Consider the following 25,090-nt stretch of genomic DNA (forward strand, 5'->3'; position numbering starts at 1 on the left):
TTTATGCAAGAAAAGATTTCAACATTACAATATATCAAGCGCTACTTAAAGCGTTGCATTACGGGTCCGTGGAGCCTTATTTGCGGATTGTCCGTAACGCTCAAGTATTTTTTCAATCCTAAGCGCATCGTTACGGAACAGTACCCCGAAAATCGCAAGACGCTTAAAATGCACGACCGCTATCGCGGCCGCCTCGAGATGATCGAAGATGCAGACGGCAACAACCGCTGCACCGCTTGCGGCATGTGCGAACGCGCCTGCCCGAACGCCTCCATCAACGTGCTTGCCACAAAGAACATTGCGGGCAAGAAGGTTCTCGGACGTTACGTGTACCACTTCGCCAGCTGCACCCAGTGCGGCCTCTGCGTGGAAGCCTGCCCGTTTGGAGCCATCCGCATGAGTCCCGCATTCGAAGTTGCGACAACTGACCCGAACGATCTCGAAATGATTTTAAATAAGAAGGAGGGGCAAGGTTAATGTTCCCAGATTTGCCTTTATCATTCCCGATGGGAGGCATGGACATTGCGTTCTATGTCGTCGCACTCGTGATATTGTTGACCGCGGTTTGTTGCGTTGCCGTCAAGAACATTTTGCAGAGTGCCGTGTTCCTCATCTTTAGCTTTGTCACGACCGCCATCCTCTACATGCTCATGCACGCAGAATTCATTGCGCTTGCCCAGGTGATGGTTTACGTGGGCGGCGTCGTGATTTTCGTGGTGTTTACGATTCTTCTCACAAGCCACTTGGGAGAAGACGCGTTCTCGACAAAGATGCCGCGAATTTTCACGGCGTTCGTACTCTCCATCGCGTTTGTATTCGTGATGGTCAAATGCGTGCTGCCGACTCCGGACTTGGCAAGCGGCATCGTGAACTCCCCTGCCGATTATTCTTCACTCCAGAACTTCGCCTTGCGCTTGCTCGGTAACGATCCGAACGGATTCATCATCCCGTTTGAAATCGTGAGCGTGCTCCTCTTGATGACGCTCATTTGCGCTATCACGGTCGCCCGCCGCACCAAGGAAGATATCGAAGAGGAGGCTAGCAAATGAACCTTTTGAATTGCTTGATTCTCGCATTTTTGCTGTTCGGGATTGGCGTTTGGGGCCTGATGCGCCGTCGCCATCTCATCGGCATGCTCATTTCCATTGAGCTCATGCTGAATGCCGCAAATATCAACTTTATCAGTTTCGCCTACTTCACCGCTCACGATGCAACTGCAGGCGCTCTGTTCAGTATCTTTGTCATTGCCGTGACGGCTTGCGAAATGGCCATCGCCCTTGCGATTATCGTGACCATGTACCGCCGCCATAAGAGTCTTGACGTTGACCAGTTGAGGGACCTCCATGATTGATGATATCACTCTCGGCTATTTGATTCTATTGCTCCCGCTCATCACGTTCGTCGTGAACGGGCTTTTCCTCGGAAACAAGTGCGCAAAAGCCGCAGCGATTTTCGCTGTCATCTGCAACGGCCTTGCATTTGCCGCCGCAGGCACACTCGCCTTCCATTACTTCAGCTCGGACTTTGCACCGCAAAAGGCGATTCTCTTTGACCACACATTCATTCCGTTTATCGGAGACTTGGTCGCAAGAATCGGCATGCTCGTAGACCCACTTTCCGTTATGATGCTCGTGGTTGTCACGTTCATCAGCTTTATGGTGAATATCTACAGCATCGGCTACATGCGCGAAGACCGCGCTGCCGGGCGATTCTTTGCACTGCTTTCGCTGTTCAGCTTTAGCATGCTCGGACTCGTCATTGCGACAAACCTTTTCCAGATGTTCATCTTCTGGGAACTCGTCGGCGTTTCAAGTTACTTGCTCATCGGTTTCTGGTACCACAAGCCAAGTGCAGTGAGCGCCTCCAAGCAGGCGTTCATCCTCACCCGCTTTGCCGATAGCTTCTTCTTGCTCGGCATTGTGCTTGTAAGCTATGTCGTCGGAAGTTTCGACTTTTCGACACTCAATTCGCTCAGCCTCATTGATTTCCAGAAGCAATTCATCAACCTCGGACTTGTGACAGTCCCCAAGTCCGAAGCACTCGTTCTCGGTTCCATCTTGATTTTCACCGGTGGCTGGGGCAAGTCCGCCATGTTCCCGATGCATATTTGGCTCCCGAACGCCATGGAAGGTCCGACACCCGTCAGCTCTATCATTCACAGTGCAACGATGGTCGTCGCAGGCGTTTACCTTGTCGCTCGACTATTCCCGTTCTTTGCCATTTGCGATAACGCCCTCACGCTCATCATGTGGGTTGGCGCATTCACGATGGTCTTTGCAGCCGTCATCGCTTGCACGCAAAAGGACATCAAGCGCATTCTCGCCTACTCCACGCTTTCGCAGCTCGGTTACATGATGTTTGCGCTTGGCGCTTGCAAGATTGGTCAGGTTGTCGCCGTTACCGGTTGGACAGCCTCGACATTCCACATTTTTACGCACGCCTTCTTCAAGTGCAGCTTGTTCCTCATCGCCGGTAGCCTTATTCATCAGGTCGGCACAAACGATCTCGATGCGATGGGCGGTCTCGGCAAGAAGATGAAGCTCACTTACGTTTGCACGCTCATTTCCATCCTCGCCATTTCGGGCATTCCGCCGTTCTCCGGATTCTTCTCCAAGGACGAAATCATTCTCGCCGCATTCCAGGGACATCATTACGTTGTCTTTGGGCTTTCGCTCCTCACGAGCGGTCTCACGACGTTCTACATGTTTCGTCTGTTCTTCCTTGCATTCCATGGCGCTCCGCGTCACGAAGGTGTCAAGGCAGGCCATGTGCACGAAGATTTCGCCATGACGCTCCCGATTGTAATCCTTGCGATTCCGGCTCTCTTGAGCGGTGTTTTAGGCAAGGGACTTTTCGAGAAGTTCTTTGAGCCGGGTGCGTTGCATGTTCCGCAGTTGGTGAGATTCGATCATGCCGAATGGATTCCTTTTGTAGCTGTGGGCATTGCGGTTGTCGCACTTGTAATTGCTTGGTTGCTTTATGCAAGCCCGTGGGCAAAAGTCCAACGCGCTCTCGACGAAACGAACCGCTGCGGCATTTATAAAGTCATTTACCACAAGTTCTACTTTGATGAAATGTACTACGCCGTCGTCCGCCAGTTTATCTTTGGCGGTATCGCACGTGTCGCCCGCGCATTCAACGATTATGTGATTGAAGGACTCCTCGCCTTTACGGTCTGGTTTGTCCACAAGCTCGGTGACTTGGTCCGTTTTGCCCAGGCCGGCTACTTGCCGTTCTACTTGGGTACTTTGATTGTTGGCGTTCTCCTTTGGCGATTCTTCGGCCAGCTTCCCCTGTAAGGCGCACCCATGAATACAATACTTTTTAACTCCATTTGGGTCATCCCCCTCTTAACTGTTCTCGCCTGCGTACTGATTCCCGCCACGTACGAAAAGACGCTCCGAACCATCCACGTCACGTCGGCAACGATTGTCCTTGCAATTGTCTGCTACTTGACTTACGCCATCTACGTCCTCTCGGGAACTCCGACAGATCCGGCAGCAGCACCGCTTGCGCTCCGATTCTTTACGGACATCCCGTGGCTTTCGATGTTCAACGCCCACTACATTGTTGGCGCTGACGGTCTCAACATGCTGTTGCTTGCACTCACGGCATTTATCGTCTGGGCAGGCGTGCTCGTAAGCCTCAAGATCAAAGGGAATCAGAAGATTTTCTTTGCACTTATCCAGCTCTTGGCAACAAGCGTTTACGGCGTGTACATGAGCTTTGACTTGGTGCTCTTCTTCGTGTTCTACGAAATGGAAGCACTTTGCATGTACCTCATGATTGCCTGCTACGGCAGTGGCAAACGCGACTACGGTGGTAAAAAGCTCACGTTGACGCTTGCGTTTGGCTCTTCGATGATTCTTGCAACGCTTTTCGGGCTTTTCTTCGAAAGCGGCGCTACCAGCTGGAACCTCATTGAAATTGCAAAGACGACTCTCCCGATGGATTTCCAGATGTGGGCCTTCCCGCTCATGTTCATGGGATTCGCCGTTTCGAGTTCGCTTTTCCCGTTCCACTTCTGGAGCCCGGATGGTCACTCCGCTGCACCGACCGCTGTTTCCATGCTCGCTGCCGGCGTGATGATGAAGATGGGTGCATACGGATGCCTCCGCGTTGCCATGTTCCTCATGCCCGAAGCCGCCAAGATTTGGCTCCCGTACGTTGTAGCGCTCCTCATCTTTAACGTGGTTCTCGGCCCGTTCATCGCCATCCGCCACAAGGACCTCAAGTACATCACCGCTTACAGCTCCATCAGCCACCTGGGCCTCATCTTCCTCGGACTTGCAGCCCTCACGCCGATTGGACTTCGTGGCGCTAGCCTCCAGATGATTTCTCACGGATTCTTGACCGGCCTTTTCTTCGCAACCATCGGCATGATTTACGAACGCACCCACACCCGTGACATCACGGAAATGGGCGGTATCATGCGCAAGATGCCGTTCCTCGGCGTTGGCTTTGTGCTTGCCGGTTTCGCAGGACTTGGTCTCCCGGGCTTTAGCGGATTCATTGCCGAAAGCACCATTTTCATCGGCGCATTCCAGCAAGATTCTACGCTCACGCGCATCGTGACGATTCTCGCCATTCTCTCCATCACGACGACAGCCGTCTATATTCTGCAAACAGCAAACCGCATGCTTCACGGTCCGCTCCCGCAGAAGTACGAAGGCCTCACCGATGGATGCTTCCGCGAAAAGTTGGTCATCGTCGTTCTCGTTGCCTGCTTGTTGTTCATCGGTGTTTGCCCCGGCTGGATTTCGGAACTCCTGGACCAGAGCATTGCACCTATCTTTGAAAAAATTTCATCGGCAGGTTTATAGTAGGTTTAATTATGACAAATTTTGCAATTCCAAACTTCATTCTACCTGACGTTTTGCTGCTGATTTTCCCATTCGTCGTGATTGGGATACGCCTTTTCGTGACTACACAATCCAAAGTCCCTTGGCGCATGGCGAACATCGGCTTTATCGCTATTTTCTTCTTGCTGAACTTCATCCCGCTCGCGAGTGGCAACGGAAGATTATTTATCTGCAACTGGAAAGTCGATGACTTTGGCGTGCTCATGCGCGAAGTTCTCATAGTGAGCGCACTGCTTGGCATGTGGCTTTCCAAAGATTACTTTGAACACGGCGCCGACAAGAAGCCGCCTATGCACCAGATTGCCGAGTTCATCGGTGCCATCGCATTTGCGACGTTCGGTGGATTCACGGTCGTGAGCGCTTGCGACTTGCTCACGTTCTTCCTCGGCCTCGAAATTGCGACCATCCCGATGTACGCACTCGCCGCCTGGAACAAACGCGACCAGTACGGTTCCGAAGCCGCCACCAAGTACATCTTGATGGGCTCCGTTGCAACGGCATTTGAACTGTTCGGCTTCAGCTACCTCTACGGTTTTGCAGGGAGCCTCCACTTCAACGAAATCCAGGCCGCTGTTGCAAGCGGTTCTAGCCCGCTCCTGTGGATTGCCGTGCTGTTCCTCTTCTGCGGAATCGGATTCAAGCTCACGCTGTTCCCGTTCTACACCTGGGCTCCGGACGTTTACGAAGGCGCCCCGACGCCGGTAACCGCCGTGCTTTCCGTGACCTCGAAAGCAACCGCCATTGCGTTCCTCGTCGTGCTCGTTTACGGCCCGCTCTCCCCAATTCAAGACAAGATGGCACCGCTCATTGCTCTCCTCGCAGGTGTCACGCTCTTTGTCGGTAACCTCGGTGCATTAAAGCAGAGCCGCCTCCGCCGTTTCATGGCCTACAGCTCTATCGCTCAGGCCGGTTACATCATGGTCGCATTGCTAGGCCCTGCAACAACAGCAAAGACAGCAATCATCTATTACCTCTTTGTCTACGCCGTTTCGAACTACCTCGCCTTCTTCGTGTTCGGCATCATCGGGCATCACCGAGAAGAAACATTCCAGTCGCTCCGCGGACTTTCAAAGCAGAACCCGAGCCTCGCCATCGCCCTTGCGATTTCGATGTTCAGCTTGGCAGGCATCCCGCCTCTCGCCGGCTTCTTCGGCAAGTTCCACCTGTTCTTCAGCGGAGCCTCCACGGGCCATTACACGCTCGTGGCATTCGCCGTCTTGAACAACGTCATTGCGCTCTTCTACTACTTGCAGCTCATCAAAGCTGCCTGGGTCGATGATCCGGACGGCCACCTCACTCCGCTCCGCCTCACCAAGCGTCAGCGCGAAGTCATCATTCTCTTGAGCGCAGCCGTGATCGTTCTCGGATTCCTGCCGTTCTTGAGCAATAACATCTTTGCCGGATTCACGAATTAAGCAAGCTGAGAACTATGGATTCTCCTAGCGGAGAATGACAAAAATTTCGCCCCCGATTTAATCGGGGGCGTTTTTCGTTAAGATGTTTTTTACAGCCTTCAGCAAATAAATACAAACTAAAATTCGTTCCAGATGTCGTTCGGGAGTTTTCCGATATCGCGAAAGTCCAGCTTGCCGCTTGTGGCAGAATTCATGCTCACGAGGCGTGCCAAAGGCTTGCCAGCGCGCTCAATGACGATTTCTTCGTCCTTGATGGCGACCTGGTTCAAGAGCGTCCCAAAATTCTGACGCATATCCATTGCAGAAACTACTTTCGACACGGGGAGTCCTTTTTGTACTAAGCAATTTAATTATTATTATAATTAACGTCAAAAGAAGATTCCCGCTCGGAGGCGGGCATGACAGGTAAAGGCGGCAGCCTCAAAAAAATGGATCAAGAAGTTCGTACATTTTCGGTCACGCAGTACATGCGTTCACTCAAGAACACCGTAGAAGCTACGCCTGCGGTTTGGGTGCACGGGGTCATTTCGCAAATTGCGGAAAAGCCGTCGGGCGTTTACCTGAGCATTGCGGACTTTGCCGATGGCGACGTGAAGCCCAAGGCGACCCTCGCCCTTTACTGCTACACCGCCAAGTACGATGCGATTCTCGCCAAGATTTCTAGCCTTTCGCAACCGTTTACGCTCAAGCACGACTTGAAAGTCAATTTCCTCGTGCGTGCGGAACTGTACATCCCATACGGAAAGTTGCAAGCGCAAATTCTGGACATCGACCCTGTTTACACGATTGGCGAACTTGCTCTGACGAAGAGCGCCATTTTAAAGCGCCTTGCGATGGATGGCCTGCTCGAAAAGAACAAGCAACTCGAACTTGCCGACGTGCCACTCCGCGTGGGGCTTATCACCGGTGAAAACACCGCCGCGTACAAGGACTTTACCACGCGCCTCGAAGCTTCGCCGTTTGCGTTCGAAGTCACAACCGTCTATGCGCGGATGCAAGGGAACGAAACCGAAGGGAGTATTATCGCCGCCCTGGAGCAACTTCAAAGCGACCCCAATTTAGATGTTGTCTGCATTGTGCGCGGTGGCGGTGCCAAGACGGACTTGAACTTTTTTGATAGCGAAGCGCTTTGCCGCGCGGTTGCCAACTACCCCACCCCGGTCTTTACGGGAATCGGTCACGAAATCGACCGTTGCCTTTTGGACGAAGTCGCTTACCTCTCATGCATCACGCCCACAGACTGCGCGAAGCGCCTCGTAGAACGGGTCACGGACAGTTGGAACCGCATGACCGATGCAATGTCAAGCATTGCCGACGGCGCCCGCGACCTTCTCACCGAAAGCAACAAGCAACTCGGCACGATGGGGAACCAGCTCCAGCAAAAAGTTTTCGGGCTCATCCAAAACGAGAAATCGAAACATGTGCTCATAGCAGCATCCATCAAAAAGGACACCGCTTTTTACATAAAGTCTGAGCACGAGCGCCTCGACCGCAACCACGAAGGTTTAAAGCAGGGGTCCCGCAAAATTCTCGACCTTGCAAAATCTCAATTCGAGCTCGTCACCGAGAAGGTCAAAAACGCAGACCCCAAGACGACTCTTGCCAAGGGCTACTCGCTCACGCTAGACGAAAACGGAAAATTTATCCGCAAGGCAAGCCAGCTCAAAAGCGGCGACACCATCAAAACGCGACTCGCCGATGGCGATATTCTGTCCGTGGTACAATAACTAGATCCTTCGACTTCGTGCTGCGCACTCCGCTCAGGATGACAAGCTCCGCACAGTCCCTAGCCAAACACCGGCAGGCTTTCGATTTTCTTGAACCGGCGCGTCACGGAATCCAGCTCAAAATAGCGCACCGCATCACCTAGTGCAAGCATCACGTAGTTCGGCGTCAAAATCTGCAAATACTTGTTCAGTTGCTGTTGCAGCACGGGCCACGTGTATTCGCCCGGAGCCTTGCACTCCACCAAAAGCCACGGCTTTGAGAGAGGCGCCCCCGCCCTAAAATTGTGCACCACAATATCCGCCCGATCCGCCGTCTTAGCATCTACCGACGAAAGCGGGAATTCCACCGCAATCAAGTGTTCTGGCACCTTCACCACATCGAGCAAATAGCGCACTGTCGCCTGCCGAACATGCTCTTCGGGGGTCGCAGGAACCTCTTTTTTGCGAATCGGGTCAAAAATCGTATCGTGAATCATTAGCGATGAATATAAAAAAACTGCGAAAAAGTGAGGAAAATCACCCAATTTTGAGCCCAAATTATAAAAAAAGTGATTTTACAAACTCCCAATTTCCACGATTCATATTATTTTTATAAAGGCTTTTAGGCCAAAGAAGGAGTTAATATGGATTTACAGGAATATGTAGATCAGTTCGATTCGATGACCTGTATCATGTCTGTTGAAAAAAATGCCGACGGGAGCTATGGCAAAATGCGCATAGAAGTCGGTAATAAGGCGTATGTTGCGACTTACGAAAAGAACAACGACGTTCCGATTGACATGCCCTTCGGCAAAAAGTTCGTGCCCGGTCAGGAATACACCACATATATTCCCAAAGACCTGAACTTCGAGCATTTCATTTTCAACAGTGCAGTCAATAAAAAGCCTATGCACGCCTACATCCACCCTGACCGGTTCGATGTATGGTTCAACATATTCAGTCTGCCTCTTGAATTCGATGACCCCAACAAATGCTACTGCACCTACACGCAAGAACTTTCGACTGAAGCCAACGTAGAACAGATGGCCAATCTTTCGGCAAAGACGACTTCGGACGTTCTGAAAACTTGTATCAAGCTCCGCAGTACAAAGAACTTCCTCAAGACCATGGACGAAGTCATCAGCGATATTCGTAACATATGCGGTTCAAGCTTTTGCTGCATCATGCTGACCAATTTTAAGGAAAACACTTGTTCGTTACTCAGTGAAAGTATAGCTCCCGAAATAATTCACCATTCACTCCTTGATTATTTGGACGATTCATTTATAAACCTCGTAAAAACCTGGATCGATACTATTGGCGGAAGCAACTGCCTTATCATTAAAGACAAATCCGACATGGAATCCATTAAAGTCCGCAATCCCCGATGGTATAAATCCATGCAAAACGCAGATATCGAAAGCCTAGTACTGTTCCCGCTCCAGTACAATAATGAAGTCATCGGCTTTATTTGGGCCACAAACTTCGACACCAAGAATACGGACCACATCAAGGAAACCCTTGAACTGACAACATTTTTTATCGCTTCTGAAATTGTAAACTATCAATTGTTACAGAAACTCGAAATGTTGAGTTCCACAGACCTTTTGACAGGCGTCAAGAATCGTAACGCCATGAACAACCGCGTCCTCAAGGTTGTAAGCGGTCGTGAACGTAAACCAGATACATACGGAATTGTCTTTGCAGACTTGAACGGCCTCAAGACCGTAAATGATGGCGATGGCCATAATGCAGGCGACACCCTTCTGAAAAACGCAGCAAAAGCTTTGATGGACTGTTTCGCAGATTGTGAAATTTATCGTGCCGGTGGCGACGAATTCGTGGTCATTTCCACAAACACGTCCAAAGAAACTATCGAGGCTCAAATCGAAGCTTTGCGTAAAAAGGCCGAAGCCCCAGAGCCCGTCAGTTTTGCAATTGGATTTTATTACGACGACAAACAAGGCGATATCCGTGTAGCCATGCGAGAAGCAGACGCCCGCATGTACGAAGATAAAAAGCGCTTTTATGAAAAATATCCAGAAAACAGGAAGCGTTAAATATGGACTTGCAAAAGTTTGTGGATTCCTTTAACACAATGACTTGTGTTGTTTCAGTCGAAAAGCGAGAAGACGGTAGACTTGGTCGCATTCTTTATGAAGTAGCCAACAAACCGTTCATTGAAGCAACAGAACAAGCCGTTCGTGATGGGTATGCCATAACAAACGAGCCCTTTAAACCCGGTTCCAGTTACGAACGGTACATGAAGAAGGAACTGAACTTCGAACACTTCTGCTACCAGTGCGCCATCAAAAAAGAACCTATTCATGCCTACATCCGCCCAGAGCACTTCGACTTTTGTATCAACCTAGTCATGCTGCCCCTGAATATTGACGACCCGAAAAAGGCATATTGTTCTTATTCACAGTGCATTTCGCCCGAGGTGGACTACGATGCCATGTCCAAGCTATCTGCAGAAACTTCATCGGCAGTCCTCAAAACATGTATAAAGCTCCGTGGGGCACAGAACTTGCAAAAGACCATGGATGAAGTCATTAACGACATTCGTGAAATCTGTAACGCAAGCTACTGTTGCATTTTGCTAACCGACTTTAGCGAGCATACTTGTTCCGTATTTAGCGATTCCCTCAAGGAAAATTCAGATCAGCGTTCCGTTCGTGAATTTTTGACCAATGATTTTGTCGACTACGCAAAGACTTGGTTAGACGTTCTTGCCGGAAGCAACTGTTTGATGCTAGAAACCGATGATGACTTTGAAGCAGTCCAAAAAAGGGACCCGCATTGGTCCACATCCTTGAAAAACGCCAATGTTAAAAGCTTGGTTTTGCTGCCGCTCGAATTCAACCATACGATTGCAGGCTTTATCTGGGTCACGAATTTCGACACTTCCAGAACATTACAAATAAAAGAAATTCTCGAAACATCGACTTTCTTTATAGCCTCGGAAATTGCAAACTACCAGCTTTTAAATAAACTCGAAATTCTCAGTAACATGGATCTTCTGACAAACGTCCAGAACCGCAATTCCATGAACAACAGGATTTCGCAGTTCGTGAACGGAGAGATTACATACAAATCATTGGCTGTTATATTTGCTGACCTCAATGGACTCAAGCCCGTCAACGATATTCAAGGGCATGATGCTGGTGACCAACTGTTGAAAAAAGCATCTTGCATTTTGACCGAAACATTTACGGAAGGAGAAGTGTACCGTGCAGGCGGAGATGAATTTTTGGTAATCATCACAGACCAGCCTAAAGACATAATCGAAGCTAAGGTCAAAAAAATCCATGAAAAATCCATGGACTTGAACAACGTGAGTTTTTCATTGGGTTTTTACTATAACGAAGAGGGCGGCAGTATTCGAAAAGCGATGCAAGAAGCTGACGTTCAAATGTACGAAGACAAAAAACAATTCTACGCCATGCATCCGGAACTAAAAAAAAGATAATAGACGGAGGAACTGATGAATCTACAAGATATTGTCAACAAGTTCCATACGATGACAAGCATCCTATCGGTCGAAAAACGCAACGATGACAAAATAGGCACCATCCGCATCGAGGCCGGTAATGACTTATACATTCATTCCATGGAAAAAGTTGATGAAAACGGCAATGTCATTTTCAAAGAAAAGTTTATTTCCGGTAGCAACTACGAACGCTACATGAAGAAGGAACTGAATTTTGAAAATTTTTGCTACCAATGTGCCATCAAGAAAAAGCCCATTCACGCCTACATCCGTCCAGAACGCTATAATTTTTGCATCAACTTGATAATGATGCCCTTAGACATCAAAGACCCGAACAAGGCGTATTGCACATATTCTCAAGAAATATCGTTCGAAGATAACATTGATGCAATGTCGAACATTTCGGCAAAAACATCATCTACTGTATTGCAGACCTGCATTAAGCTCCGTGGAGCAAAAAATCTGCAAGAAACCATGGACGAAGTTATCGAGGATATCCGCAAGATTTGCGATGCAAGCTACTGCTGCGTATTGCTCACAGACTTCAACGAAAACACATGGTCGGTATTTAGCGATTCTGTAAAAGCGGGTTCAAATCAACATTCTATTCGAGAATATAAAGACCAAAACTTTACCGAATACGCCAAAACATGGTTAAAGTTCCTTGATGGAAGTCTCTGCCTGATGATAAAAAATGAAGCAGACCTTGAGCTCATCCGCCAAACGGACCTTACTTGGTACAATTCGCTCGTCAATGCAAATGTCGAATCTCTCGTTCTTTTGCCACTACAGTATTCCGGAACCAACATTGGATTTATTTGGGTCACAAACTTTGACACATCCAATACGATCTACATCAGAGAAACACTTGAGCTTTCGGCATTCTTTGTCGCATCCGAAATTGCAAATTACCAGCTTTTGAACAGGCTCGAAATTCTCAGCAACCAGGACCTTTTGACAGGTCTTTTGAACCGCAATTCCATGAACAACAGAATTTCGCAGTTCGTGAACGGAGAGATTTCATATAAATCCCTAGCCGTTATTTTTGCTGACTTGAACGGGCTCAAGCCGGTCAACGACAATCAAGGTCACGATGCCGGTGACAATCTTTTAAAACAAGCTGCACAAGTTTTAAGAACAACCTTTAAAGACAGCGAATGTTACCGTGCCGGTGGTGACGAATTCCTCGTTATTGCAATTGATCAGCCTAAAGAGGTACTTGAGGCCAAGGTCGAAAAAATCCGCCAGGATTCCATGATTCCGGGACATATCAGTTTTGCCATCGGCTTAAGCTACGATGAAAACGGAGGCAAAATCCGTAAGGCATTGCACGAAGCAGACACTCTCATGTACGAAGACAAGAATCGTTACTATGAGCGTTTTCCGAATCATAGAAGGAGAATGTAGGAGGGGTCTTCGACGAGGCATCTATCTTGACACACTTCTTTTGTTGAGCTATATTTCAGTACATGAATAAGATCTTTGGACAGAACACCATCGCAGCAGCGATTGCAGCAAGCCCGGCGGCAGCCCGAGCTATTGTGGGGCTGTCCAAAGAAACCAAAATCTGTAAAGCTTAACGCGAAAAACTCAGATTAAAAGTTTCAAGGGCAGCCCCGTAAAAGGCTGCCTTATTTTTTACCCTAAACTTTTATACCCAAAACTTTAACCATAAACCAAGGAATCGAAAGTTCATACCTAATAATGCACTGGATCCTGCTCCTTCGAACCTAATTCAACTAAGGCACTAAAGTGCCTAGTTTCATATATCGCCCTTTACAGGGCTCAGGATGACGCTGGAATAAAATTCAGGGGTCAGGATGACGTTGGAATAAGATTCAAGGCTCTGGATGACGCAGGCATAACATTACAGAATGAATATTATTCTATAATTACGCAGTAAAATTGTGAATTTTCGATACTTTTATAGGAGTCTACAATGCGTAGAAGATTATTGAGCGAAGGTGCCAAGGAACTTTCTTACGAAATCCGTGAAATTGTGAAAAAGGCAAATCAGCTCAAGGCGCTTGGCCTCCCCATTCACTGGGAAAACATCGGTGACCCGATTGAAAAGAAGTGCCAGATTCCAGAATGGATCAAAGACATTGTCGTTGATTTGGTCAAGACAAACCGCAGTTACGGTTATTGCCCTTCCAAGGGCATGCTCGAAACCCGCGAATTCCTGGTCAAAGAAAACAACAAGCTCGGCGGTGCCCAGATTAACGTCGACGACATTCTATTCTTCAACGGCCTCGGTGACGCCATCGCCACCATTTACGGTCTTTTGTCGATGACCACCCGCATTATCGGACCTGCACCGGCTTATTCCACGCACAGCTCTGCCGAAGCCGCTCACGCTCACACTTCGCCGATTACTTACCGCTTGCAGCCGGAAAACCACTGGTACCCGGACTTGGAAGAACTCGAAAACAAGGTGAAGTACAATCCGAGCATCGCAGGCATCTTGATTTTGAACCCGGACAATCCGACAGGTATGGTCTACCCGCTTGAAATTCTCCAGAAGATAGTCGACATCGCAAAGCGCTACAACCTGTTCATCATCTGCGACGAAATCTACAACAAGATCGTCTACAACGGCGCCCACGCTTACGCGCTCGCCGAATACATCGACGATGTCCCGGGTATTGCGCTCAAGGGCATTTCTAAGGAATACCCGTGGCCGGGCGCACGCTGCGGCTGGGCTGAATACTACAACCGCGACAAGGACGAACAGTTCGACGCATTCTGCCGCGCTCTCGACAACGCAAAGATGGTGGAAGTCTGCTCGACCACACTCCCGCAAATGACGATTCCGCGCGTTCTCGGCGATCCGCGTTTCAAGGAACACCGCGATGCGCTCAACGAAAAGATTGGCCGCAGAAGCGCCATCATCAATGAAATTCTCTCCGACATTCCAGAGCTGTATTTCAACCCGACTTACGGCGCATTCTACAACACAATCATCTTCCGCGAAGGTACGCTGAACAACCACCAAACGCTCAAGATTGACAATCCGATTATCAAGAAGAAAGTCGAAGAATGGTGCAGCAAGACAACAAATCTTGACTACCGCTTTGTGTACTACCTCTTGGGCGCAAAGGGAATCTGCGTCGTGCCGAGTACAAGTTTCTGCACGGACCTCAAGGGTTTCCGCGTGACGCTCTTGGAAGAAGACGAAGACGAACTCCGCAGCGTGTTCACCACGATTCACGATGCGATTATCGAATACTTGCATAGTTAGTCTTATTAACTTGTAGTTACAAGAGTTCAAGGGCCTCGCATGATATTGCGAGGCTTTCTTTTATTTTGTATATTTTAGTTTGAACCAATAAAAGAAGGACGACATGTTCAAAAAACTCATTACTTGCTTTGCATTATTTGCAACAATGTCTTTTGCAGCCTGGGATAACGTACCAATACTCAAAGAAGGTTCTGGCCAGGTCGCAGGTAAATTGGGCTATACATCACAAGATCCATTGTCAGGCGTACAAATCGCCGCAGGAGTTCGTTATTCCGTACTTAGCTGGCTTGAACTTTCTGCCATCGTGCCTTTCGGATTTTACACCTTAGAAACAAAAGAAGGCGATCTCGATGAAAGCGGCCTTATGAACTCTCAACTCGGGGTACGTTTCCAAATTTCAAAAGGCTTCAGCGCCTTCATCGACGGTTTTTTGCCTGCAAGTAGCGATTTAGGGGACGACAATTTTGCAGTCGATTTTGGTTTGCAACATTCTAACCTTTTCACACACGTCACATGGGCCAAATACATCGGCTACATGCTGGGTGATCCATGGACAAATCAATATATTTTCTTCGGTACCGAACTTCAAATATTGCTGAACCATTTTATCATTTATAGCGAACTCCGCATATACATCGGTGAAGAAAACTCCAGCGGCTGCTCCGGTTATCAATGTAGCGATGTAGGCGGCGATAACGGTTTTATTTTTGCTCTTGGATTCAAGATTGACTTGACTGACGAACTGACCTTGGATATCAGCGCCGAACTTGGCTCAGGCAGTCGATTCACAAAGAACGACCTTGGCGAACCGTACGGACTTAGCGCAGCACTCTTCTACAACTTCTAGCAAGTATTTTACGCATGAACCCGACAAGAATGTCGGGTTCTTTTTTATATCCGAAAAAAAATTTCCGAACAATACAAAGAATATTATTTATGTTTTATATATGGAATTTTCCAGGGTTAAGGGATAAAAATTGAAAAGGGTTGTTCTAGTTCTTGCAATTTTCGCAGCTTTTGCGGTAACAGCCTGCTTACAAAAGCAGGGGGATTACGCAGCATCCAAGACGATTACCGTGATGCTTTATAGCGAATACATCACTCCAGAATTGCTAGATGATTTCAAGAAAAAGACAGGTTATAAAGTGAAACTGGAGCTCTACGAAGCCCAGGAAGAAATGCTTGCAAAGCTCATTACCGCGGACTCCGGCAAATACGACGTCATCATTGCATCGGACGTTGTCATCCAGCAGATGATCCAACTAAAACTTGTCGCGAAACTGGACACTGATAAAATTCCTAATCGCATAAACGTCGATCCGCAATTTCAAAGTCAAAGCTACGACCCCACAAATTCCTATAGCCTCCCCTACCTTTGGGGAACCACAGGCATTCTCTTTCGCGGTGAGAAAGTCCACCCGGATAGCGTAAGCTATTCCATGCTCTTTAACGAACAAATTTCCAAAGGCAGTTTTAGCCTGCTCGACGAAAGCCGTTCCATGCTCAGTATGGCACTCCTCGCCACAGGCAACAACGCAAACACCACGAAGCAATCCGAAATCAACAAAGCCGTAGAATACATCATACAGGCCAAGAAAGACAACCACTTTGCCGGCTTCGAAAACTCCGTCGAAGGAACCGACAAAGTTCTTTCACGCATAAACGGAGCCGCAATCGTCTTTAACGGCGAAGCACAAACGGCAATCAACGAAGATTCCACGCTACAATTCGTGATTCCCAAAGAAGGTTCTTTCATGTGGGTCGACGCCATGCTATTAAGTTCAAAAGCTTCGAATGTCGAAGGTGCCTATGCCTTCATGAACTACATCTTGGATGCAAAAATCGGTGCAGAACTTGCAACATCGATGAACTTTGCAACCCCCAACAAGGCAAGCCTCGAAATCATCGACGAAAAATTCAAGAACAATCGAGTAATCAACCCCAACAAGCAAGAAATCAACCGCATGGTATTTCTCACCGATTTGGGCGAATCCGAAAAGCTTTATGACGAAGCCTGGATGATCGTGAAGAACCAATAAAAAAATTACATACAAAAAAAAAGCCCACACTCAATCAAGTGTGGGTTTATTTATACATTCAAACTTGTTTTAGTTGAACCAGAGCGTAGCGCCAATCTGGAAACGCATGTTCTTGCAGCCAACATTCGGAGCATCGCTATAATCAACGTCTTCGCCACTCAAAGATGCAATTTTGGTAACATCAACCATTTTGGCAAAGCCCATTGTATAACGGAAAAACACATCGAATTTAGGCATTATAGAATAACCAAGTCCGGCGACGATACCATAATCAATATCTTCTTGCATTTGTTTGGGAGTATCCATAGACCTGCTCAGACCTTTATAAGAAACTTCTATAGAAGAACTTACGTTAAATCCAACATAGGCACCAGCATCAATAAAGAACTGGGGTACTGGATTATAGCGAGCCAAAACAGGAATATTTAAATAACCCATACCAAACGAGAATTTTACTTCTGAAATAAGTTCACGTTGCGATGAACTCATACCAGAACTAGACAATTCATTTTCATAAGCAGAAGCAAGTTTTCCAAAATTCCAATCCAGCATGCGATAATCAAATTCCAAGCCCGCAACGATAGAAAGATTCGGAGAAACTGCAAACTTGGCATCGACACCTCCAGTAAAACCGGGGCCCCATTCCAAGCCAAACGTATCAGAATTTTCACCCCAAGCGGTACCATAGTTAAATGCGGCACGGGCGCCAACCTTTACATCGATGGGGGACTTTGATTGTGCAAACACAGCACTCGTTACAACAAGAGCTGCAAGAATAATTTTCTTGAACATATTCATCTCCTTTTTTATAAATATATTGAGTTCTTATAAAAAAAGCTCACACTTTTCAGCGTGAGCTTTTTTCAAGAATCTAAAGATTACATGAACCAGTAGGTTGCACCGAGCTGCAAGCGCATATTCTTGCTGCCCTTGCCATTCTTGCCCATTTCAGTAAGGCCAAGAGCAAGGCGGAAGTTCAAATCGAGATTCGGCATAACATTGTAGCCAACGCCTGCGATAAGACCGATGTCAAGCGTTTCCATCGTTTCGCCGATATCCTGAGTCACAGATTCGCCTGCGGCTTCCAACTTTGCTTCAGCGCTCAGGTTGAAGCCCAAATAGAGACCGGCGTCAATAAAGAACTGCGGATTAGCATTGATACGAAGCACCATCGGGATGTCCAAATACCACATGGTAAGAGTTTCATCAACCGTTACAGAACGATAGCCATCGTAACCAGTCTGTTCACCCGTAATTCTGCGAAGATCAATTTCCAAACCCGGAACAAAAGCCAACATTTCATTAATGCCGATTTTTGCATTGATGCCAGCATTAAAGCCTACACCCCATTCAGCATCGTTCTTATCACCCCACATGGTGCCCATATCAACAGCGGCGCGACCACCAATATTGACCGGGGATTGAGCGAAAGCTGCACTCACAACGAGGGCTGCAGCAAGAATAATTTTTTTGAACATATTATCATCTCCTTATTAGAATTTAAGGGCAATATAGCATAAATTATTTTTAAAAACAAGTTTTTTACATACAATTTTCAACTTTTTGTTAGTTTAATATGTTTTAAATTTCACAAACAACAAAAAAGTCCTGACACGCAGGACTTCGGCATAAAAATAACAGAAAATCGTATTTTTATTTTAAATTTCTTCAGATTTCTTTATCGGGAGCGGAGCAAACGGCGGTTCCAGTTCCAAAGAAATCGGGCAATGGTCCGAACCCATTACAGTGTTATGGATTTCAGCACTGACCACGTTCGGCATCAAGGCTGCATCAACAAAGCCATAGTCCAAACGCCACCCCACATTGCGTTCACGAGCGCCAAAGCGGTTCGACCACCAAGAATAGGCATCACGAGTATCAGGGTGCAATTTGCGGAACGTGTCGACAAAGCCATCTTCCACATACTTGTCCATCCAAGCACGTTCAATCGGCAAGAATCCACTCACGTTCTCGTTTTCTTTGGGACGAGCGATATCGATTTCCTTGTGGCAAGTGTTGTAGTCACCCACAGTCACCACATGCTTGCCATCGCGCAACCATTGCTTGCTGTTTTCAAGGAAGGCATCGTAAAAACGGAGCTTATAGTCCAGGCGGTCATCACCCTGTCCGCCATTCGGGAAGTAAATACTATTGAGAACCCAGTCCGGGAACACCAGCTGGAGCACGCGGCCTTCTTCATCAAATTCTTCGATGTCAAAGCCATAATTGACGGCATCGGGTTCAATCTTGGAATAAACAGCTACACCACTATACCCCTTCTTGCGTTTGCAAGCATTCCAGTAAGTATAATAGCCTTCGCGGTTTACAATTTCGGAAACCTGGCTTTTTTCGGCCCGGACTTCCTGAAGACAAAGTACATCGGGATCGGTCGCAGTGAACCAATCTTCAAAGCCTTTTTTCAGGACGGAACGAATACCGTTGACATTCCAGCTGTAGATTTTCATTTTACACCAATCTCATTTTTTCCACGCCAAAGATAGAATATTTTTTCAAACTCCAAAGGGTAAAAGCCTTCTACCGCATTCAAAAGTTAACATTTCTTTACAAAACTTTATGTTTGCGCAGAAAAAATCACCTTTTTTATCGATTTTCAAAAAAAAATTCTCATTGATGTATAATAATCTTATATTTGATGACATGAATAAAAAATATTTGTTGTCATCTTGCATCCTTGCGATTTCACTCCTGGCCGGCTGTGGAGGATCTTCCCAAAAAGGTGAAGACCTCGAAATTCCTACCGACCTTCCACCAATCTGTCGCGATATCGACTTTGTCGCAAACCCTGACATGCGCGAGGTTTGCGGAGTGCGCACGGCAAGCAGACACAATATTGCTTATAAGAACATTCCTCAACAGCGCTACCTGATTAAGCCTTCCGAAACTTCTATCGTGAAGACTAACGGAAAGCTCGAGCTCCGCTTCCAGAACTCGCTCCCGATTAATCTCGAAGGTCCAATCACAAGCGAGCTTGAATTTAGCCAGGAAAAGCGCCTCGAACGCGTCAAGAACACTTACGACTACCACGAAATTACAAAGCCCGGTTCCGAACGCCTCCGCATTTTCAAGATGGGCATTCCGACCGAAAAAGGCCACAAGTATGACTTCTGTTTCCGTATCCCCGAAAGAAAGGGTAACGACAGGACCCGCAGCAGGGCAATGGGTGTGAACATCGAAACCATGTCCTGCACCGAATTCGACAGAATCACTTCGGGTAAGTAACAAACTTTATTATTCAAAGAGCAGCTCTCACCGAGCTGCTTTTTTTCGAGAGGGAGATGTCCGTTCCGCGACGGGCATGACAGAAAAGTGTCAATTTTTTGATTTGCTTTTTTGCTAAATTATCGGGCGGTAAAAAAGTGAACGAAAATAAGTACATACACAACGCTCTAAGGCAAATCCACGTCGATACGCCCTGCTCGCCCATATCCGGATTCTCAATTTCCGGACTGGCTACATATATTCAAATTCCTGAACTGGATTTTTGCATCGACATGGGCGAATGTCCGCTTTCGGCGATTCCCCTCGACCACGTATTCCTGACGCACGCTCATGGCGACCACGCCCGTTGCTTGATGCGTCACCACAGCCTGCGAAAAATGATGGGAGTCGAACGCGACAGCGTTTATTACATGCCGGATTTTATCAGCGAAAACGCAAAATCATGGATCAAGGCCGAAGCTTTGTTCGAAGGTGTCGGAGAAACAAAATTCCGCTATCCGGAAATTGAACCTGTCACCGCAGGCGAATTGCAATTTTTGCGCTACCGCAAGGACCTCGCAATCGAAGCATTCGAAGTCAAACATTCTATCCCGACCATGGGTGCTACGCTGTATTTCTACAAGAAAAAGCTCAAGGAAGAATACCTCGGGAAAAGCGCTACAGAAATCATCGAGCTCCGCAAGAACGGAGTCGAAATCACGCGCGAAGTTTACGAACCGCTCGTGAGCTTTATGGGCGATTGCCTTGGCGAAAGTTTGCTCGACAACAGTCGCGTTTTCCAGTCGAAGGTGCTGATTACGGAATGCACCTTTCTCGACGATGGCGAAGAAGCGATGAGCAAGAAAAAAGGGCATAGCCACCTGAAAGATATCGTCAACGCACTCAACGAACTCGACGATGAAATCAAGTGTGAAAAAATAATCTTGAGCCACTTTTCGATGAAGTATTCCGAAAGGCATATTCGCGAAATGCTTGACAAGAGCATCCCGGAAAAATTCAAGGAGAGAATTGTAGCGTTTATTTAGACGAGAGAACGGCGCAAGCGCCTACAGACGACAAATGCATAAAGCGAGAGTCGCAGACATGCTTGCATGGATATGACCGAGCCTAGCATTTGGGACATAAGCGAAGCGAATGTTCAAAGACGAGAGTGAGCGAAATGCGCGGACAGCGTCATCCTGAGGACCGCAGGGACGAAGGATCCAGTAAAGTTTTATAGGAAAGAATCATGGCAGACGAAAACAACAACGAAGTACTGAACGAAGAAGAAAAGGCTCCTAAGGAAGTTGTAATTCCGGAGTTTTATCGTGACTTGAACCAAGATCCGCAAATGAAGGCGCTGTGGCATTACATATTCCGCACGAATGGCGACCGCAAGCCGATCAAGACGCCGGACGGATTACCGCACAAGCTCGACTTCAACTGGAAAGATATGTTCCCGAACGAAAACGGTCATATCGAAGTTGAAATTGGAAGTGGCAAGGGTAACTTCATGACGGACTATGCCGAGAGACATCCGGACTACTTTATCATGGGTAGTGAATGGGATTACACTTGGGCTGCCTTCGCTCACGAACGTATGGAAAAGCGCGGTATCGTTGCTCAAGGCAATGCTGCCATGTTGCGCGGTGACGTGTTCTACTTCTTGCGTGACGCCGTGAAGGACAACACAGTCGATGCATTCCACATGTATTTCCCGGATCCGTGGCCAAAGGAACGCCACCACAAGAACCGTTTGTTGCGCCCCGACTTTCTCGATGAAGTCGCCCGTTGCCTTAAGCCGGGCAAACGCATTTTCTACTGGGGCACCGACCACAAGGAATACAACGAAATCGCTCTTGAAACATTCGATGCCTACCCGACTTGCAAGGTGCTTGTCCGCAATACGGCAGAACCCACCGAAGGAATCACGACAGGATTCGAACGCAAGTACCGCAAAGAAGGCCGCCCGATTTACAGAAGTATTATAGAGTTTGAAAAATAGGAATTAGTCAATGGTCATTAGTCAGTAGTCAATAGCAGCAACTAGCAACTAGCAACTAACAACTAATAACTAATGACTAATAACCAGAAATAATCATGTTAAAGCAACTGACAATTAATGGTTTCACATTGATAGCGGAGGCAGAAGTCCCTTTCCACGAGGGATTTACTGCTATTACCGGTGAAACTGGTGCAGGCAAGTCCGTCCTTATGAAAGCACTCCGCATGGTCTGCGGAGACAAATCGCAAGCATCCATGGTGCGCACGGGCGAAGAAAAAGCTGTTGTCGAAGGAACGTTCGACATCAAGAACGAACCCGAAGTCAAACAAATTCTAGCAAAGCTCGAACTCGATGACGATGATGAGCTCATTATCCGCCGTGAAATTCTAGAAAACGGGAAAGGACGTGCCCGCGTGAACGGTTCCGTTGTAAGCCTCTCGGACTTGCAGGAACTCGGTGAATCGCTCATCCAGATGCATGGGCAAAGCGAACAACTTTTATTGCGCGACATCCGCACGCACGCCAAGATGCTCGACGAATATGCGGGCAACAGCGAATTACTAATAAACTATACCAAGAGTTACAACGCTTGGAACAACGTCCTTGCCGAAATTCAGCAAACAGAAAATCGAGCCAAAGATCTCGCCCAGCAAAAAGACTTTTTGAAGTTCCAGTACGATGAGCTTTCAAAGGCAGCGCTTCGCGATGGCGAAGAAGAAGAACTTGAAGAAAAGGTCAACGTTGCAAGCAAGAGTGAAGCAGAACACAATCTGTTGAACGAAATCCAAGCGCTCATTGGTTGCGATAACGGCATTCTCGAACAGGTCCAGAACCTTCAGTACAAGTTGCGTTCCCTCGCACAAAAGATTCCGCATTACGAAGAAGATTTGAATGCACTCGTCGAAGTGGCAGACCCGTTCGAGGGAATTTGCAAGGACTTGCAGAGACTCCGCCCGGCAAAGTCCATGAGCCCCGTCGAAATCGACCGGGCCAATTCTCGAATTGCAACGATTCAAAAACTCAAGCGCAAGTATCGCACCGATGTTGCCGGGCTTATCGCGCTTACGGAACAGCGCAAGCAAGAACTCGACAGCCTCGAAAATCTTGACGCTGACCTTGAAGAACTCAAACGTAAGGCCGATGCGCACAAAGCAGAAACTTGCCGCCTCGCTGGCATTCTCACCGAAAAACGCCGCGAAGCGGCCCAGCGCTTTGACTCGGCCGTGCAAGAAATTTTGCACAGCCTCGGCATGCCCAAGGCAAAATTCTTTACGAGCATTACTGAACAGGCTCCCACCGCAAACGGTGCAGACCGCATTGAATTTTTGCTCGCCCCGAACCCGGGCGAAGGCGAAAAATCTTTGCAGAAAGCAGTCTCTGGCGGTGAACTTAGCCGAGTGCTGCTCGCCATCAAGAGTGTCATGGCCGAGCTCGACAAAGTTCCGCTATTGATATTCGACGAAGTGGACTCCGGAATCTCGGGAGAAACGGGCAACAGCATTGGAGAAGCCTTGCGGAACTTGGGCAAGCACCACCAGGTGCTTACCATTACCCACCTGCACCAGGTGGCTAGTCGAGCTCAAAATCAGCTCGCCGTGAGCAAGAAAGAGATTGACGGAAGGACTTTTACGTCCATTATTGATCTTGACAAGAACGGTCGCATTGAAGAAATTGCTAGAATGTTAGGTGGTTCGTCGGAAACAGTCCGTACCCACGCCAAGCAGTTGTTGGAGAATAACCTATGACAGAACAAGAAAATACGTCTGATGTTCGTTTACGCACGCGCGTATGGAGTGTCTTGCGCGCACTCGTGTTTGTCTGCGTCATAATCTTCATTTGGGAAGGCTGGACTACGATGGCATGTTCTTTCGTAGGTATAGCACTAATCATGGGATGGGTGAACCTATTCCAGCTCAAGAGCCAAGAAATCGAAAAACCCTATTACAGACTTTGGCTTAACACGATTGACGGTTTTTTACAGTTTATCGTGATGACTAGCATTTTTGTTCGCGACTTGATTCAAAACGAAAGTGCCGAAAAAATCTTGGGCGTTGGTTGCGCTGTTTTGCTCGCTCGACTTATAGCGCACACGCTGTTCTCGCTTGGTGTGTTACGCGAGGGTAAGCAACTCCCCCGCAAACGACGTTGGAGCAAGCTCGCAAATCTCTCTGTCACAATTACGATGGGCGTGTATTTGTTGAACTTGGAAAATTTCCAACAAATTATGATGGTCGTTTCCATATTGCTCATCGCAGCCTCCACCGCTGCTTACGCCTATTGGTATTACCGCGACCCAGCACACAGGAAGCCACTTTCAATTGCAAGCCAGCTCACCATGAGCCGCATTGTGCTCACGCCATTTTTCCTTTGGGTGTTCTTCTACGATAACGATTTGGATTACAGTAACAACAACATCGTCTTTAAAGTTCTTGCGCTTGTGATGGTGCTTGGATTTATGCTCACGGACTTTTTGGATGGCAAGCTCGCCCGCTCGATGGGTGAAGTGAGCACGCTCGGCAAGTACCTCGATCCATTCAGCGACAAGATTTCGAACATGACAATTTTCATGTGCTTTATCGCAACGGGTTACGCTTCTGTTTGGATGGTTGCCTTGATTTACTTCCGTGAATCGAGCGTGGAAACACTCCGAACACTCGCCGCAAGTGAAGGTCTCATTATGCCGGCACGCCGCAGTGGCAAATGGAAAACAGCATTGCAAGGTATTGGCATTGTCGCAATTCTCCTTGGAGCAATCGAACCTGTACGTGCTTTGATTCCTGGATTTGAAAGCATTTGGCATCAGTTCCCCATTATTGTGATGGGTATCATAACGGCCATTACACTCATCAGCGGAATTGATTATTTCTACGCCAGCAAGCACATTTTGAAAAAATTCGTATAGCAAGAAATCGAGCAAAAATGGCGGAAAAAGCATAAAAAAAACTTATTCTGCCTTTTGCATCGCTCTTTACTCTTGCCAAATTCATTAATATTTTCTATATATGGGACAACCTCGACGCGGGGTGGAGCAGTTGGTAGCTCGTCGGGCTCATAACCCGAAGGTCGCAGCGTTCAAGTCCTGCCCCCGCTACTAAAAAGACCTAGATTCA

23 protein-coding genes and 1 tRNA gene are annotated in these 25,090 nt (G+C 47.7%); 19 read left to right on the top strand and 5 right to left on the bottom strand.

Annotated features, from left to right (window positions below; genetic code table 11):
• Positions 1-3: 3 nt before the first annotated feature.
• Genes BUA34_RS03430 through BUA34_RS03455 form a run of 6 tightly spaced genes read left to right on the top strand, consistent with a single transcriptional unit; the run spans position 4 to position 6,277 of the window.
• Positions 4-477: a NuoI/complex I 23 kDa subunit family protein gene (locus BUA34_RS03430; protein ID WP_072827346.1), complete on the top strand. Its 474-nt coding sequence runs from the start codon at positions 4-6 to the stop codon at positions 475-477.
• The gene (locus BUA34_RS03435) at positions 477-1,049 is read left to right on the top strand and encodes an NADH-quinone oxidoreductase subunit J family protein (RefSeq protein WP_072827347.1); all 573 of its coding nucleotides are present in this window, start codon (positions 477-479) and stop codon (positions 1,047-1,049) included. Before BUA34_RS03430 ends, BUA34_RS03435 begins: the two co-directional genes overlap by 1 nt.
• Positions 1,046-1,351, top strand: coding sequence for an NADH-quinone oxidoreductase subunit NuoK (gene nuoK / locus BUA34_RS03440; RefSeq protein WP_014546971.1), 306 nt, complete (start codon positions 1,046-1,048; stop codon positions 1,349-1,351). The genes BUA34_RS03435 and nuoK overlap by 4 nt, the downstream gene beginning before the upstream one ends.
• Positions 1,344-3,299: an NADH-quinone oxidoreductase subunit L gene (gene nuoL, locus BUA34_RS03445; protein WP_072827348.1), complete on the top strand. Its 1,956-nt coding sequence runs from the start codon at positions 1,344-1,346 to the stop codon at positions 3,297-3,299. The genes nuoK and nuoL overlap by 8 nt, the downstream gene beginning before the upstream one ends.
• Positions 3,300-3,308: 9 nt before the next feature.
• The gene (locus BUA34_RS03450) at positions 3,309-4,823 is read left to right on the top strand and encodes a complex I subunit 4 family protein (RefSeq protein WP_072827349.1); all 1,515 of its coding nucleotides are present in this window, start codon (positions 3,309-3,311) and stop codon (positions 4,821-4,823) included.
• Between the two features lie 11 nt (positions 4,824-4,834).
• Positions 4,835-6,277 carry an NADH-quinone oxidoreductase subunit N gene (locus tag BUA34_RS03455; protein ID WP_072827350.1) on the top strand — a complete coding sequence of 481 codons (1,443 nt, stop codon included), beginning with the start codon at positions 4,835-4,837 and terminating at the stop codon, positions 6,275-6,277.
• 116 nt (positions 6,278-6,393) lie between these two features.
• Here the strand turns inward: BUA34_RS03455 and BUA34_RS03460 are convergent, their stop codons facing one another.
• Positions 6,394-6,597, bottom strand: a complete 204-nt coding sequence (locus tag BUA34_RS03460; protein ID WP_254794303.1) for a type II toxin-antitoxin system Phd/YefM family antitoxin — start codon at positions 6,595-6,597, stop codon at positions 6,394-6,396.
• Positions 6,598-6,675: 78 nt separating this feature from the next.
• On the opposite strand from BUA34_RS03460, the gene xseA reads away from it, so the two are divergent.
• Complete coding sequence (gene xseA / locus BUA34_RS03465) at positions 6,676-8,004, top strand: exodeoxyribonuclease VII large subunit (RefSeq protein ID WP_254794304.1); 1,329 nt, start codon at positions 6,676-6,678, stop codon at positions 8,002-8,004.
• 59 nt (positions 8,005-8,063) lie between these two features.
• Here xseA and BUA34_RS03470 read toward each other — a convergent pair whose 3' ends face one another.
• Positions 8,064-8,480: a type I restriction enzyme HsdR N-terminal domain-containing protein gene (locus BUA34_RS03470; RefSeq protein WP_072827352.1), complete on the bottom strand. Its 417-nt coding sequence runs from the start codon at positions 8,478-8,480 to the stop codon at positions 8,064-8,066.
• A 147-nt stretch (positions 8,481-8,627) separates the two neighbouring features.
• Between BUA34_RS03470 and BUA34_RS03475 the strand changes: the two genes are divergently transcribed.
• The 6 genes from BUA34_RS03475 (at position 8,628) to BUA34_RS03500 (ending at position 16,756) form a co-directional block, all read left to right on the top strand.
• Positions 8,628-10,043: a sensor domain-containing diguanylate cyclase gene (locus tag BUA34_RS03475; RefSeq protein WP_072827353.1), complete on the top strand. Its 1,416-nt coding sequence runs from the start codon at positions 8,628-8,630 to the stop codon at positions 10,041-10,043.
• Between the two features lie 2 nt (positions 10,044-10,045).
• Positions 10,046-11,455 (top strand): GGDEF domain-containing protein, encoded by a 1,410-nt coding sequence (locus tag BUA34_RS03480; RefSeq protein ID WP_072827354.1) that lies wholly within the window; start codon positions 10,046-10,048, stop codon positions 11,453-11,455.
• A 15-nt stretch (positions 11,456-11,470) separates the two neighbouring features.
• Complete coding sequence (locus BUA34_RS03485) at positions 11,471-12,883, top strand: GGDEF domain-containing protein (RefSeq protein ID WP_072827355.1); 1,413 nt, start codon at positions 11,471-11,473, stop codon at positions 12,881-12,883.
• A 532-nt stretch (positions 12,884-13,415) separates the two neighbouring features.
• The gene (locus BUA34_RS03490) at positions 13,416-14,717 is read left to right on the top strand and encodes a pyridoxal phosphate-dependent aminotransferase (protein WP_072827356.1); all 1,302 of its coding nucleotides are present in this window, start codon (positions 13,416-13,418) and stop codon (positions 14,715-14,717) included.
• Positions 14,718-14,820: 103 nt separating this feature from the next.
• Positions 14,821-15,564, top strand: coding sequence for a hypothetical protein (locus tag BUA34_RS03495; protein WP_072827357.1), 744 nt, complete (start codon positions 14,821-14,823; stop codon positions 15,562-15,564).
• A gap of 130 nt (positions 15,565-15,694) precedes the next feature.
• Positions 15,695-16,756 (top strand): polyamine ABC transporter substrate-binding protein, encoded by a 1,062-nt coding sequence (locus BUA34_RS03500; RefSeq protein ID WP_072827358.1) that lies wholly within the window; start codon positions 15,695-15,697, stop codon positions 16,754-16,756.
• A 69-nt stretch (positions 16,757-16,825) separates the two neighbouring features.
• Here the strand turns inward: BUA34_RS03500 and BUA34_RS03505 are convergent, their stop codons facing one another.
• The 3 genes from BUA34_RS03505 to BUA34_RS03515 form a co-directional block, all read right to left on the bottom strand.
• A complete protein-coding gene (locus BUA34_RS03505; protein WP_072827359.1) occupies positions 16,826-17,548 on the bottom strand; it encodes a porin family protein in 723 nt (240 codons plus the stop codon).
• A gap of 86 nt (positions 17,549-17,634) precedes the next feature.
• A complete protein-coding gene (locus BUA34_RS03510) occupies positions 17,635-18,234 on the bottom strand; it encodes a porin family protein (RefSeq protein ID WP_072827360.1) in 600 nt (199 codons plus the stop codon).
• Between the two features lie 180 nt (positions 18,235-18,414).
• Positions 18,415-19,221, bottom strand: a complete 807-nt coding sequence (locus BUA34_RS03515; protein WP_072827361.1) for an exodeoxyribonuclease III — start codon at positions 19,219-19,221, stop codon at positions 18,415-18,417.
• Positions 19,222-19,414: 193 nt separating this feature from the next.
• Between BUA34_RS03515 and BUA34_RS03520 the strand changes: the two genes are divergently transcribed.
• The 6 genes from BUA34_RS03520 to BUA34_RS03545 all read left to right on the top strand — a co-directional run bounded on the left by BUA34_RS03520 (position 19,415) and on the right by BUA34_RS03545 (position 25,071).
• Positions 19,415-19,996, top strand: a complete 582-nt coding sequence (locus BUA34_RS03520; RefSeq protein WP_254794305.1) for a hypothetical protein — start codon at positions 19,415-19,417, stop codon at positions 19,994-19,996.
• Positions 19,997-20,133: 137 nt separating this feature from the next.
• Positions 20,134-21,021: an MBL fold metallo-hydrolase gene (locus tag BUA34_RS03525; RefSeq protein WP_072827640.1), complete on the top strand. Its 888-nt coding sequence runs from the start codon at positions 20,134-20,136 to the stop codon at positions 21,019-21,021.
• Positions 21,022-21,224: 203 nt separating this feature from the next.
• Positions 21,225-21,980 (top strand): tRNA (guanine(46)-N(7))-methyltransferase TrmB, encoded by a 756-nt coding sequence (locus BUA34_RS03530; RefSeq protein ID WP_072827362.1) that lies wholly within the window; start codon positions 21,225-21,227, stop codon positions 21,978-21,980.
• A 95-nt stretch (positions 21,981-22,075) separates the two neighbouring features.
• Positions 22,076-23,725 carry a DNA repair protein RecN gene (gene recN / locus BUA34_RS03535; protein ID WP_072827363.1) on the top strand — a complete coding sequence of 550 codons (1,650 nt, stop codon included), beginning with the start codon at positions 22,076-22,078 and terminating at the stop codon, positions 23,723-23,725.
• On the top strand, positions 23,722-24,882 hold the full coding sequence (gene pgsA, locus BUA34_RS03540; RefSeq protein ID WP_072827364.1) for a CDP-diacylglycerol--glycerol-3-phosphate 3-phosphatidyltransferase: 1,161 nt from the start codon (positions 23,722-23,724) through the stop codon (positions 24,880-24,882). Before recN ends, pgsA begins: the two co-directional genes overlap by 4 nt.
• Positions 24,883-24,997: 115 nt before the next feature.
• Positions 24,998-25,071, top strand: a tRNA-Met gene (locus BUA34_RS03545).
• The last annotated feature ends 19 nt before the right edge of the window (positions 25,072-25,090 follow it).

It is taken from the genome of Fibrobacter sp. UWB12, from assembly GCF_900142485.1.
Lineage (GTDB): Bacteria > Fibrobacterota > Fibrobacteria > Fibrobacterales > Fibrobacteraceae > Fibrobacter.